Origin of the sequence: Microvirga sp. HBU67558, assembly GCF_018069605.1 — a bacterium.
Lineage (GTDB): Bacteria > Pseudomonadota > Alphaproteobacteria > Rhizobiales > Beijerinckiaceae > Microvirga > Microvirga terrae.
Map to the genome: position 1 here is coordinate 1 of NZ_JAGPUP010000434.1, position 11843 is coordinate 11843.

Annotated in this window: 12 protein-coding genes and 2 pseudogenes; 7 read left to right on the top strand and 7 right to left on the bottom strand. The window is 60.9% G+C overall.

Translation table 11 applies throughout. From position 1 onward, the window contains the following. Positions 1-609: 609 nt before the first annotated feature. The 3 genes from KBI52_RS04610 (at position 610) to KBI52_RS04620 (ending at position 2240) form a co-directional block, all read left to right on the top strand. Positions 610-1542, top strand: a complete 933-nt coding sequence (locus KBI52_RS04610) for an IS481 family transposase (protein ID WP_210805689.1) — start codon at positions 610-612, stop codon at positions 1540-1542. 50 nt (positions 1543-1592) lie between these two features. Beyond that, complete coding sequence (locus KBI52_RS33935) at positions 1593-1727, top strand: DUF5334 family protein (RefSeq protein ID WP_371823110.1); 135 nt, start codon at positions 1593-1595, stop codon at positions 1725-1727. Between the two features lie 354 nt (positions 1728-2081). Further along, positions 2082-2240 (top strand): hypothetical protein, encoded by a 159-nt coding sequence (locus KBI52_RS04620; protein ID WP_162820807.1) that lies wholly within the window; start codon positions 2082-2084, stop codon positions 2238-2240. A gap of 40 nt (positions 2241-2280) precedes the next feature. Here KBI52_RS04620 and KBI52_RS04625 read toward each other — a convergent pair whose 3' ends face one another. Continuing rightward, positions 2281-2505 (bottom strand): hypothetical protein, encoded by a 225-nt coding sequence (locus KBI52_RS04625; protein ID WP_210805691.1) that lies wholly within the window; start codon positions 2503-2505, stop codon positions 2281-2283. A gap of 229 nt (positions 2506-2734) precedes the next feature. Here KBI52_RS04625 and KBI52_RS04630 point away from each other — a divergent pair, with 229 nt between their 5' ends. The 4 genes and pseudogenes from KBI52_RS04630 to KBI52_RS04645 all read left to right on the top strand — a co-directional run. Beyond that, on the top strand, positions 2735-2923 hold the full coding sequence (locus tag KBI52_RS04630; protein ID WP_114948554.1) for a type II toxin-antitoxin system HicA family toxin: 189 nt from the start codon (positions 2735-2737) through the stop codon (positions 2921-2923). A 3-nt stretch (positions 2924-2926) separates the two neighbouring features. Further along, entirely contained in the window at positions 2927-3331 is a 405-nt protein-coding gene (locus KBI52_RS04635; protein WP_114948553.1) for a type II toxin-antitoxin system HicB family antitoxin, read from the top strand. A 204-nt stretch (positions 3332-3535) separates the two neighbouring features. Continuing rightward, a pseudogene (locus tag KBI52_RS04640) lies at positions 3536-3776 on the top strand (transposase); the annotation flags it as partial. Next, positions 3774-4028, top strand: a pseudogene (locus tag KBI52_RS04645) (IS5/IS1182 family transposase); the annotation flags it as partial. The pseudogenes KBI52_RS04640 and KBI52_RS04645, both read left to right, overlap by 3 nt. Before the next feature lie 175 nt (positions 4029-4203). Here KBI52_RS04645 and KBI52_RS04650 read toward each other — a convergent pair. The 6 genes from KBI52_RS04650 to KBI52_RS04675 form a co-directional block, all read right to left on the bottom strand. Beyond that, positions 4204-5007, bottom strand: coding sequence for an aminotransferase class IV (locus KBI52_RS04650; protein WP_210805693.1), 804 nt, complete (start codon positions 5005-5007; stop codon positions 4204-4206). After that, a complete protein-coding gene (gene pabB / locus KBI52_RS04655) occupies positions 5004-6401 on the bottom strand; it encodes an aminodeoxychorismate synthase component I (protein WP_114948551.1) in 1398 nt (465 codons plus the stop codon). Before pabB ends, KBI52_RS04650 begins: the two co-directional genes overlap by 4 nt. A gap of 564 nt (positions 6402-6965) precedes the next feature. Further along, positions 6966-7841, bottom strand: coding sequence for a carboxylating nicotinate-nucleotide diphosphorylase (gene nadC / locus KBI52_RS04660; RefSeq protein WP_210805695.1), 876 nt, complete (start codon positions 7839-7841; stop codon positions 6966-6968). Continuing rightward, positions 7838-9436 (bottom strand): L-aspartate oxidase, encoded by a 1599-nt coding sequence (locus tag KBI52_RS04665; protein WP_210805697.1) that lies wholly within the window; start codon positions 9434-9436, stop codon positions 7838-7840. The genes nadC and KBI52_RS04665 overlap by 4 nt, the downstream gene beginning before the upstream one ends. Before the next feature lie 9 nt (positions 9437-9445). Continuing rightward, a complete protein-coding gene (gene nadA / locus KBI52_RS04670) occupies positions 9446-10444 on the bottom strand; it encodes a quinolinate synthase NadA (RefSeq protein ID WP_210805699.1) in 999 nt (332 codons plus the stop codon). Between the two features lie 158 nt (positions 10445-10602). Then, complete coding sequence (locus KBI52_RS04675) at positions 10603-11583, bottom strand: hypothetical protein (protein ID WP_210805701.1); 981 nt, start codon at positions 11581-11583, stop codon at positions 10603-10605. Positions 11584-11843: the final 260 nt, after the last annotated feature.

Below are 11843 nucleotides of genomic sequence, written 5' to 3' on the forward strand. Positions count from 1 at the left end.
CGGAGTTCGCCGAGACCGCCAAGCGCCTGATCGACATGTTCAACGAGAACTTCAAGCGCTTCGAGGGCCATGTGGATTCCGACGTCCGCTCGGCCGCGCCGCAGACGTCGATCGCGGCCTGAATTATAGAGGTGGTTTGGGTGATTTTGAACTGTGCCGGAGCTTGGCTCGACTCTTTGACCCTGTCCATGACTGCCGGTGTTTCAACTTCACCCAAGCCGTCTCAGTAAGTTGGCTGTGTCATCACAGTCAGTCGATGTACATGCGCATAGTGTTTGAAGGCGGGGCCTGCAGCTCAATCGTCAACGTCTGCGGCTCTAACGCTCTATTCCAACTGTCCCGCTCCTCTCTGAAAAAGACAGTCCAATCCATACGGCGTCTGAATAGGGTCCGAGCAACGGATTTCCATCAAGCAAAAGGGCTTGGATCGCTTCAAGTTCTTCGCCAGCTTGGTCCTCGTGTCAGACTTATCGATGACCCGCCCTTTGGGAGGACCGAGACTGGAGTGAAGCGCCATACATGCCTAGCTGTGAGATCTGAGGAGGTTGTTCATCCCGTCTGAGGGCCTGAAGGTGGTCGTTGCGACACGATTGCCGATGGACCTGAGGAATGAACAACCTGCACCAGAATGCCCGTGCGACCCGGCTGGGTCGAGCGGAAATGATCCGCCGCATCCTTGAGGAGGGCCGGCCTCTTCGCGAAGTGGCCCAAGTCTTTGGCGTCAGCGAGCGCACCGCCCGCAAGTGGCTGGCCCGCTATCGGGCGGAAGGACCAGGCGGGTTGGACAACCGCTCGTCCTGCCCGAGAACCGTTGCCAATCGAACCGGTGAGTACTGGATCAGCGTGATTGAGATGCTCCGGCGGGAGTACCGGCTCACCGCCGAGGAGATCGCCGGCAAGCTGAAGCTGGCCCGCTCCACTGTCGCAGCCTGGCTCACCCGACGTGGGCTGGGCCGCTTGGCAGCGCTCCAGCCCAAGGAGCCACCCCGACGCTATCAGCGCCAGCATCCTGGCGAACTGATCCACCTGGACATCAAGAAGCTGGCCCGCTTCGAGCGTGTGGGGCATCGCATCACGGGTGACCGGCGCAACCCCAGCACTGGCGCAGGGTACGACTGCTTTCATGTAGCCATCGATGACGCCACTCGGCTGGCCTATGTCGAGGGGTTGCAGGATGAGACCCGCCGCTCGACTACGACCTTCCTGGTCAGAGCTCTGCGCTGGTTCAGAGCGCGCGGGATCCAGGTTGAGCGGGTGATGACGGATAACGGGTCAGGGTACGTCGCGCGGCTGTTCCGCAAAGTCCTGAGGATGCTCGGGATCCGGCACATCCGCACCCGTCCTTACACGCCCAAGACGAATGGCAAGGCCGAGCGCTTTATCCAGACGCTCCTGCGCAAATGGGCCCATACGATCCCATTCAGTTCATCGGACACTCGGGCCGCTGACCTGCCGCGGTGGCTGACCTGGTACAATCAGCAGCGCCCGCATGGTAGTCTTGCCCGACGAACACCAGCTCAGACCCTCGCCGGAACAACCTGATCAGAACTCACAGAAATCGAAACCGGGAACCTTGTCCGTCGGGGAATCATATCGAAGTCTACCACTCGGAGAGAGGGTACGGGACCTATTCTGTCGAGAGCATCCAACGGCATGGCAGCACCGTTAAACTGGAAGTTTATGACTACCAGACTGGAGAGTACCAAACGTTCGAGATGGAAGACTAACCCTGTAGCTTAAGCTCGGCGTGGGAGGCTATCCCGGTCTTCCCAGGCCCTCGATTGAGGCAACTCAGCTCCGCCCATCTACGTTGTCTGGGACGTGTGCCGACTGGAGGGCTTTATGACTCACAAGGATCGCGTTGCGCTCTATAGCTGGATTGGAAAAGTTCTGGCGTCGTCCGCCATTATCGGCGGAGCCGCTTCTTCGGCCTTTGTGGTCTCAGAACCTAACTGTGGCTCAGAGGTAGGCTAAATCCGTACAGCCCGATCCACCATTCCCCGCCTGTCGCTGAGGCTGGTGGAAATGCGGCTATGCTTGGATGCTGGCCAAGCCTGAACGAGCCTACATGGAGGCACACGATGGATAAGACTCGAAAGGTTGCCGACGCTGTCCTTGCGGAGTTGGAGACGCGGCAAGGCTTCCGTGAGTGGTGGGCCAGTGTCGATCCGGAGACGCAGAACCAAATCCTGGAAGCAGTTGGAACCGCCGCTATCGAGGCCGTCGAGAACAGCGAATAGGGACGCTCAGCGTGGGGGCATATCAAGGAGCGGTTAAGCCTTAATCGAGCCCCACCGTCTTGAGCGTGCTGTCCTCGACCACCAGGACTATCGGTTGCTCTGCCTCAAGCTCCTTTAGGGTCAGATCTCGCCAGTAGCGGAGCTCGGCCGTATCCCTGCCGACCTGTTCCTCTGCGATGATAGCTTCCCAGGCAAGCCCTTGCTCGTTGGCGAGCTCGCAAGCGCGGGCCGTGATTTCCTCCTCCGTGAACCGAGGCGTGCTCATGAGGATCTCCCTATCGCGGATGGGATGATGCCAAGCAAGTGTGACGGGATGGTGATGGCCCACCGTCGCCGGCTACGATGGCCGGGCCGTCGGAATGTTGTCTCCTGGCAGTTCGGGCGGCTCTCGCGGCAAGTCAGGCCCGTCGCTGGGATTAGGATCCTCCTCCAAGGAACCTTCTAACGGCTATGTCTGTTGACATGTAGCGAACAGGTGTGTATTTATACACACCATGGACAGCCGGGATATTATAGCGGCGCTTGAGGCGGATGGCTGGCAAAGAGTGGCCCAAAAGGGCAGCCACGTACAATTCAAGCACCCTACAAAGCCTGGTCGTGTGACAGTCCCACATCCGAAACGTGACATCCCAGTAGGAACGCTCCGGAGCATAGAAAGGCAAGCGGGGCTAAAATTGAGGTGAACTATGCGTCGTCACTACATCGCTCTGATCCATAAGGAAGAAGGTAGCGACTACGGCGTGTCATTTCCTGATTTGTCGGGTTGCGTTACCGCTGGAACAACCCTTGATGAGGCGCGATCCTTTGCCGAAGAGGCATTGGCACTGCACCTTGAAGGATTGGCGGAAGATGGTGAGGCTATTCCAGAGCCATCCTCCCTAGAGGCTATTATGTGCGACCCCGAAAACCGGGAGGGCGTTGCCATTCTAGTTGCAGCTCCGCAAAACTCAGCCAAGACGGTTCGTGTGAACATCACCATGCCCGAAGATGTCTTGGAACAAGTTGACCGCTATGCAGAAAGCCACGGCTATAACCGCTCTGGCTTACTTACACAGGCGGCCAAGCGGATGATGGAAATGGAAGCAGCCTAGTATTCCGACTATCCGGCAAAATGAACCCGCTGGCGCGAGCCAGCGGGTTCATTTTGCCCTTGATGTTTTGGGCATATCTGCGGCGCGCTTTAGTACTGCAGCTGGGCATTGTGCGTTGTCTTAGACACGGAGGTGTCGCGCCATGATGCACGCAAGCGAGGCCCATCGCTGGGCCGATCGGTTGGACGATCTGTGCCCCGCATTGAGCCACGACGGCGGGCCCGGGCCTACTTGCAGGGTCTGCTCGCGCCGCTGGAGCGCATGAACGGTTGGCACCTGGCCGAAGCCGCCGGCGATCCCAACCCCGATGGCGTGCAGGATTTCCCCGCCCGCATGCACTGGGATGCCGACGCCGTGCTCGAAGACCTGCGCCTATGTGGTCGAGCATTTCGGTGATCCTGACGCCGTGCTGGTGCTCGACGAGACCGGCTTCATCAAGAAAGGCAACGCCATTCGCGAGCAGGCGCAGGAGCAAGACGTCTGGGCCAACATCCCGCCCAAGAGCAACCGCAAGGGTTCGTTTGTCTTCAGTGCGTTCCTGTACCGCTACAGAAATCTGGTGGAGCGCTTCTTCAACAAGCTCAAACAATTCCGCGGCATTGCCACGCGGTACGACAAGAACCCGGACAACTTACTAGCCGCTATCAAGCTGATCTCAGCTCGCATCTGGATCCGCAGTTATGAGCCCGCTGCCTAGATGTCAGGCATGATTGAACCCACGCTGCATCCGATCCGCATGATGTGCGCTGCACGATCGTATCCGACAGCTTACCCATGACCCTTTGAACCGAGCATGAACTTGACGATCTCGTCTCATCATTGCCTCTTGATAGGCGGTAAGGGCTTTCTGTATCAACACCAAGGTGACGCGATCATACCGTTGAGGCCATCGCAGCTTGCACCATTTCGTTCACCATTGGAGAAGGCTGTTCTCTGAGCCGACGCTGTTCGATCTGACAAACCCCTCGCATGCCAAGGCTGCTTGTCAGGAACGCCTCGTCGGCGTCCAGAATGTCCTCGGCTGAGAGCCGCATCTCAACTGCGCCTAAGTCCAACATGGCCGCACGCATGACACCCGGAAGCGCTCCATCGCCGAGCGGAGGGGTCATGATCTGTCTACCCCGAACGAGAAACAGGTTAGCCGCCGTTGCCTCAGCGAGCAATCCTGCCGTGTTACAAAGAATCGCATCATCTGCTCCTCGCGCGGCGGCCTCACGCCGCGCGAGGACATTATCGAGACAGTTGAGGCTCTTAACACCTGCGAGAGGAGAATACTCGTTGCGGCGGGTGCACCTTGCCAGAACGCAACGCGCAGACGCCAGATGTGGGGCAAGGGGATACGCAGTGATCAGGATCGTCGGCTGTGGATCAGCAGGTGGAAGGATGCCCCGCGGGCCACTCCCGCGCGTGATGGTGAGGCGCAGAGACCCATCTGACAAGCTATTTGCGTCGAGTAAGGCTTGGAAAGCAGCGGTAAAATTAATCGGTGGCAGGGCGAGCCCGATCACCCGGGCGCCAGCATGAAGCCGCGCGAGATGCGCAACAAGCCTGCGCGGTTGGCCGGCCTGAACCAGGATGGTCTCAAACAATCCGTCACCGAGCATCAGTCCGCGGTCCGTCGGTACAATTCGTGCCGTTTCGACGGAGCACAGGGTGCCATTGAGCCAGACCTTCATGCTGCCCTGCCCGCGACAGCCTGGAGGAGCGGCCGGAGTTTGACCATGGCTTCCTTGAACTCTAACTCCGGACACGAATCGGCGGTAATCCCACCACCGGCCTGTGCCAGGATGGTGTCCCCTGCGCAGGTGAGGGTCCGGATGGCGATATTGCTGTCCATTGCACCGTCGAACCCAATCCACGCAATGCTCCCGCAATAGACGCCTCGAGGGGCCGACTCCAGTTCGGCAATGATCTCCATAGCGCGGATCTTTGGAGCTCCGGTGATCGACCCTCCTGGAAAGCTCGCCCGCAGGAGATCGACCAGCCCGAATTCAGGTCTGAGCTTCCCTTGCACAGCGGAGACGAGATGATGGACCGAAGCGAAAGTCTCGAGACCGCAGAGCTGCGGGACATGAATGCTGCCCAAGGTACAGACCCGGCCAAGATCATTCCGCATCAGATCAACGATCATTGTGTTTTCGGCGCGATCCTTTGCACTGTGAGTGAGCTCAAGGGCAAGCGCGGCATCACGGGTCGGATTGGGATCGCGCCTCCGGGTGCCCTTAATCGGACGGGTCTCCACGTGTCCGTCTGGGTCCAATTGGAGAAAGCGCTCCGGCGAGGCACTCGCTACACTCAATCCTGGACCACAGCGGAGAAAGGCCGCGAACGGTGACGGACTAAGGGCACGCAGCCTTCGGTAGAGCATAAAGTCATTGAGACCCTTTGGCCGTGAGGCACGATAGCGCTGGGTCAGATTGGCTTGGAAAATGTCGCCGGCGCGAATGTAGTCGATTACTTTGCTGATCGAAGCCTCAACCGTGTCGCGCGCTTGCTCATACTGCCATGTCGCGAGAGGCGACCAGTCGAGAGAGGGAATCTCTTGAGAACTGGCCTCCATCCGGGCTGCGACGGCTTTTCCCCGCTCCTCAGCACGCTGGCGCCTCGCGGCCTCAGATTTCTCAGGAACCCCGCTACTCACAACCCATGACTGACGGGTTCTGAGGTCGAACGCGACAATCACGTCGTAAAGACCTAACACCATTTCCGGAAGGTTAAGATGATCGACCGCCGGTTCGGGTAACGCTTCCAAATGGCGGCCCAGGCCATAGCCGAAAAATCCGACAGCGCCGGTGCCAAAGGGGACTGGGATCTCCCCCGCCGGGAGACGGTGAGCCGCAAGCTCGCGCTCCAGAACCGTGAAGGGATCTCCGCGGACCGGGACGCCATTGATCGTGGCCTCATCGTGCGCTGCAATGACGCGGAATGGTTCCACGGCAATATAAGCATAACGGCTTCGTTCGTCATTGGTGGAAGCGCTGTCGAGGAGCGCCGCATAGGGATCAAACGCGAATGCCTGAAATGTCACAAGTGGATCGCGAAACGGTAGTGGGAGAACGAACAGCGACATCTCTAAATGGATCCATCACATTCTTGAAGGGATTGTCTTGAGCTAATTAGCACGAGCTTCCCGGCAGATCGTTTCTGGCACCGGACCTCAGAAAATATTCATTGAGAACTTCGCCCTGTGCCCACAAAGTATTAACCGCGTTTAACGGGACCACGTGACGTTGAGAGACTGACGCAGGAACGTAAGGAGCCTCATTAACTGCGATGCATAAGCGCTCATCCGAAACAATCTCCAACCAGTGGAGGTGAGGTACACCTTCCATTCCTCTGGCAAACACAATCGCTGCTGCCCCACCAATGGAGCGCCTCGCAGGGGCGTATCAACAGCATTCACGAGAGGCAAATTACGGATGGCTGCGGGAGCCGCGCCGGATGAAATCCTCCAGAAGTGCCGCGACCAGACGATCAGATACCACCGCCTTTTTGGGCGAAGTTATCGAGGATTGCAAGCATGGGAGGTGTCCTCCAGAAGCCAAGATCCTGGGCAGTGTTTCCGCGATTGGCTGGATCCCAAACAATGCCTTGGTCACACTGATCGGTCCACCTTACTCCACAACGTGCTGCCTCAGGGTAAGTCCAAGCCAAGATCAAGGATCGGCGCGCTATGTGTGATCCAGCCGGTCGAGATCAGATCCACGCCTGAGGCTGCGATGGCAGGTACCGTCGCAACCGTAACCCGGCCGGAGGCCTCCGTGATGGCTCGCCCATTCACGCGCCGAACGGCCTCGACCAGGGTGTCTGGGCTCATGTTGTCGAGCAGAATGGCTTCAGCTCCAACCTCCAGCACCTCATCCAGCTGATCGAGAGTATCGACCTCGATCTCGATCTTGACGAGGTGACCCACACTTGCGCGCGCGCGCTCCAGCGCCGGCCGGACGCCTCCGACAAGGGCAATGTGGTTGTCCTTGATCAGAACGGCATCATCGAGCCCAAAGCGATGGTTGGCGCCTCCACCCGCCCGGACGGCATGCTTCTCGAGCGAGCGCAGTCCCGGGGTGGTCTTGCGTGTGCAGACGATCCGGGAATACCCGTGAGGCCGGACAGCGTCAACGAGAGCCGCAGTCGCTGTTGCGATCCCCGAGAGCCGGCAGAGCAGATTGAGCGCCACACGTTCCGCCGAGAGAATGCTCCGGGCCGGTCCATTTACCCGCAGAACAGCGTCTCCCCGTTCCACATGGCTGCCATCGGGGCGGTCCAAGGTGACCGTGACCGCACGGTCAATTAAGGTGAATGCCAGAAGCGCTGCATCGATGCCGGCGACCACCCCGGGTTCACGCGCCACAATAGCCCCGTGCAATCTCGCGTCGGCGGGAATGACGGCATCGGTCGTGATGTCGCCGGCCCGGCCCAGATCTTCGAGCAGTGCTGCGCGCACGATCGGCTCCACCAGCAAGCGCGATAGCGGGGCGAGGGCGTTCTGTGTGACAAGGAACGGCTTCATACGACTCTCCTAGCAGGTGCGGCTGGTTCGTTGCCGGTTTGGGCTGTGATGTGCAATGCCTGATCGAGGGTGGCCTCGGTATGCTGTTCCGGAAGCAGGTGAGGGTGATCGAGCCGCTGATGGGCGCCTCGGCTCTCGCTTCGGCTGTATGCGGCTATGGCGATCATCAGGCTGATCAGGGCGGCGTCGCGCTCACCCGTTGTACGCGCCACGTGAACCAGTGCTCGGAGGTGGCAGATCGCCCCTCTCAACCCTGCCGCATCGCGAAGCACGCCAACCTGACCGTCCATCCACGACCGGATCTGTGGGAGACGCGGACATGCCTGATCACCAGAGCCGGACGGTTGCAGAGCAAGAGGAGGTGAGGGCGACTGGCTGGCGGGCGAGCCACATGTTGCCCCCTTGATGTCATCAGCAATCCATTCGGCATAAGCCAGGGCCTCTAGGAGCGAGTTGCTCGCCAGCCGGTTCGCCCCATGGAGGCCGGTTGACGCAACCTCGCCGCACGCCCAGAGCCCTTCAACCGCGCTGCGACCCCAATGGCCCACTTTGATCCCGCCCATGTGGTAATGGGCGGCGGGGCGCACGGGGATCGGATTGGCAACCGGATCAAGACCAGCGGCGCGGCACAGTGCCGTCACGCCTGGGAACCTGCAGGTGATCCGCTCCCCAAGCACCTGGCGCGTGTCGAGGAACACGCGCTCACCGGCACAGATCTGGGCGAAGATCGCCCGGGCGACCACGTCGCGCGGTGCCAGCTCCGCCCCGGGAATGTCCTGCATGAAGCGCTCCCCGCGGCTGTTGACGAGCACCGCCCCTTCGCCGCGCAGCGCCTCGGTGGCCAGCGGCATCGGATCAAGACCGGCCGCAATGGCTGTCGGATGGAACTGAACGAACTCGAGATCGCGCAGCACCGCGCCCGCACGGGCTGCGAGCGCCAGTCCGCCGCCAATCGCACTCAAGGGGTTGGTGGTGTGCGCGTAAAGACCTCCGACCCCGCCTGTCGCCAATACCACGGCCCGGCCCGGGATTAGGTTGGGCTCATCCCTGCCTTCGAGGCCTCCCGTGGTGCAGAACACCCCGGTCACCTGACCGTTGGCATCGAGCGCCAGTTCAGTCACCCGATGACCCTCCCGGACCTCGATCCATGGGGTTTTCCTAACAACCTGGATGAGGGCCTCGAAAGCGCTTTTGCCGGTTTTGTCGCCCTCCGCATGAACGATCCGCCGACGGGAATGGGCGGCTTCCAGCCCCAGGATCAGATCCTCACCCGACGCGGTTCGATCAAATGAGGTACCCTGAGCCATCAGCCACTCGATACAGGCGGGCGCGGCGGCGGCCACCCGAGCGGCAACATCAGGATCGCTCAGACCGGCTCCCGCCCAACAGGTGTCGGCGGCGTGCAGGGCAGGGTGGTCATCGGTTCCGAGGGCTGCGGCTATCCCACCCTGCGCCAGAGGCGTGGAGGCCTGCTGCCCCAAGGGGGAGGCGACGATCAAGGTCACGGGCAGCGGTGTTAGGTGCAGGGCGGTTGCGAGCCCTGCGATGCCGCCGCCCACGACCACCACACGGTCGCGCGGATGGATGGTTTTCATGCTCGGCCCTCAGCGAACAGCGAGCATGCGCTCGACCGCCAGCCGGGCTCGCTCGGCCACTGCCGGATCGATCGTGACTTCGTGCCGGCGCTGCTCAAGAGCCTGATGAATCTTGGGCAGGGTGATGCGCTTCATGTGCGGGCACAGATTGCAGGGCCGCACAAACTCGACCTCGGGATACAGAGCCGCCACGTTGTCGCTCATCGAGCACTCGGTCACGAGGGCGACCCGGGCCGGGCGCTTCTCGCCGACGAAGTCAGCCATCCCGGCGGTCGATCCGGCATAGTCCGCCTCGGCAATGACCTCCGGCGGCGCCTCCGGATGGGCCAGCACCACGACATCTGGGTAGCTTTCGCGCACGGCTCGGATGTCCTCAGGGGTGAAGCGCTCGTGGACCTCGCAGTGCCCTGCCCATGTGATGATCTCAATCCCGGGCACTTGGGCGGCCGTGTTCTGGGCCAGGAACTCGTCCGGCAGCATGATCACTCGATCAACGCCGAGGGACTCAATGACCTTCTTGGCATTGCCTGAGGTACAGCAGATGTCCGACTCGGCCTTCACGGCGGCAGACGTGTTCACATAGGTGACCACGGGCACGCCCGGATACCGCGCCCGCAGCTGACGCACATCCTCGGCCGTGATCGACTCAGCGAGTGAACATCCGGCCTCGGCGTCCGGGATGAGCACCGTCTTGTCGGGGTTCAGGAGTTTGGCGGTTTCCGCCATGAAATGCACGCCAGCGAGCACGATCACGTCAGCGTCCGTGTTCACCGCCTCACGAGCCAGAGCCAGGCTGTCGCCGACGATGTCGGCCACCGTATGGAAGATCTCTGGTGTCTGATAGTTGTGGGCCAGAATGACCGCGTTATGCTGACGCTTGAGCGCCAAGATGGCCTCAATGTCACTGGCGAACACGGGCCATTCCAGGGCCGGGACATGGTTTCGGACACGCGCGTAGAGCTCAGGCAGGGGCAGGGATACGGACGCAAACGAAGCAGCACTGGCCATGGCAGCCTCCTATGCTCGCTGTGAGCATTAGTGGGTCACATTAATACTCATACTGAGCATTACTGATGCGTAAGAAAACCGGCTTTGTAGCCAGCGCATGACTTATGCTAGGCGCGAGTATAAGTCATCGTCAACCCACAATCTGCGGCAACAGTGCTTCATCTTAGGCGGGGCAGGCGTACGCCGGGCGCCGGACGCTCTACCAGCACCTCTCGCCGGAAGCGCACCAGCCGGGCCGGGCGCCCACCTGTCTCGGCCGAAATCTCGCCTGTTTCCTCCACCAGCCCCTGCATCTCGATCAGGCGGCGGAAGTTCTGCTTGTGCAGCCGGACACCGGACAATGCCTCCACCGTCTTCTGAAGGTCGAGCAGGGTGAAGGAGGCCGGCATGAGCTCGAAGATGACGGGCCGGTACTTGATCTTGCCGCGCAGGCGGCCGATGGCCGTGGCCAGGATCCGCCGATGGTCGAGCGCCATCCACTGTCCAGGTGCGAACCGCATCTTGGCGGAGCCAGATGGCTGTGCGTCGCGGAAGGCCTCAGCTACCAGACCCGCCTCGAACAGGAGTTCATACCGCTCCAGCACCCGTTCATCGGTCCATGTCCCGGATTCAAAGCCAAATGTGAGTTCGATCCGTTCCTCACGAAAGGTTCTGAGAGCCTTCCCACCCGAACGGGCCCACGCCTCCAGGGCTGGTTCGATGACCTTGAGCGCCTGTGGACGACCCTCACGCCAGTCCTCCCACGGAAGATAGTTGTACCAATTGCGCCAGGCGGCATGGACCAGCCCGGCCGGCCGCGCCTCCCGCACGAGGGCGAGATAGGCAATCGATAGGGCATGCCCGGTCCCGGGCACATCGGCTTCGGTCCGGTCGCGGTCGCCAAAGGTATAGAGCTGCTCGACGTAGCCGAGTGTCAACTGTGTCTGCTCGGCCACCCACGTCCGCAAGCCCATTTCCAGGGTGCGATGCTGCGATTGCAACGGCCCGGACGGCAGCCCCTCCAGCTGGTCGACCCGGACGGCGAGGACCCGCGGCTCGTCCGGCGTGGCCGCCATGATCACGGCGCTGAGATCGACGGTCGGGGCAAGATAACGCTGCTTGAGGGTCTTAGGGCGCCGGGTGGTCGGGGCAGAAGGCATGGAAACTCAAAAGCTACAGGGTCTGGGTCAGAATGGTGGAAGTCTTTGTGCCTCCTGTCGAGGGCTTTATTACAGAGGCAAGACTAAGGACCTAGATAAAGGCTGTTTTGCTGGGTACCGCCCAAAAATCGAATCTGCCATGGAAGCCCATCGGCACGATCGGGTGCCCAGCTGGGCAGTATGCCCGCCCGGCCATCCATTGCTCCTCACCTGATCTTTTGAATTGTGCCCTGATGAAGCGACTTGTCTCTCACCGGCCG

What these genes read in the sequence shown, in the direction of transcription:
- KBI52_RS04620 (WP_162820807.1), top strand. Translation starts at nt 2,082, where the DNA reads ATGGATAAGACTCGAAAGGTTGCCGACGCTGTCCTTGCGGAGTTGGAG.
- KBI52_RS04635 (WP_114948553.1), top strand. Translation starts at nt 2,927, where the DNA reads ATGCGTCGTCACTACATCGCTCTGATCCATAAGGAAGAAGGTAGCGAC.
- pabB (WP_114948551.1), bottom strand. Translation starts at nt 6,401, where the DNA reads ATGTCGCTGTTCGTTCTCCCACTACCGTTTCGCGATCCACTTGTGACA.
- nadA (WP_210805699.1), bottom strand. Translation starts at nt 10,444, where the DNA reads ATGGCCAGTGCTGCTTCGTTTGCGTCCGTATCCCTGCCCCTGCCTGAG.
- nadC (WP_210805695.1), bottom strand. Translation starts at nt 7,841, where the DNA reads ATGAAGCCGTTCCTTGTCACACAGAACGCCCTCGCCCCGCTATCGCGC.
- KBI52_RS04625 (WP_210805691.1), bottom strand. Translation starts at nt 2,505, where the DNA reads ATGAGCACGCCTCGGTTCACGGAGGAGGAAATCACGGCCCGCGCTTGC.
- KBI52_RS04665 (WP_210805697.1), bottom strand. Translation starts at nt 9,436, where the DNA reads ATGAAAACCATCCATCCGCGCGACCGTGTGGTGGTCGTGGGCGGCGGC.
- KBI52_RS04630 (WP_114948554.1), top strand. Translation starts at nt 2,735, where the DNA reads ATGGACAGCCGGGATATTATAGCGGCGCTTGAGGCGGATGGCTGGCAA.
- KBI52_RS04650 (WP_210805693.1), bottom strand. Translation starts at nt 5,007, where the DNA reads ATGAAGGTCTGGCTCAATGGCACCCTGTGCTCCGTCGAAACGGCACGA.
- KBI52_RS04610 (WP_210805689.1), top strand. Translation starts at nt 610, where the DNA reads ATGAACAACCTGCACCAGAATGCCCGTGCGACCCGGCTGGGTCGAGCG.
- KBI52_RS04675 (WP_210805701.1), bottom strand. Translation starts at nt 11,583, where the DNA reads ATGCCTTCTGCCCCGACCACCCGGCGCCCTAAGACCCTCAAGCAGCGT.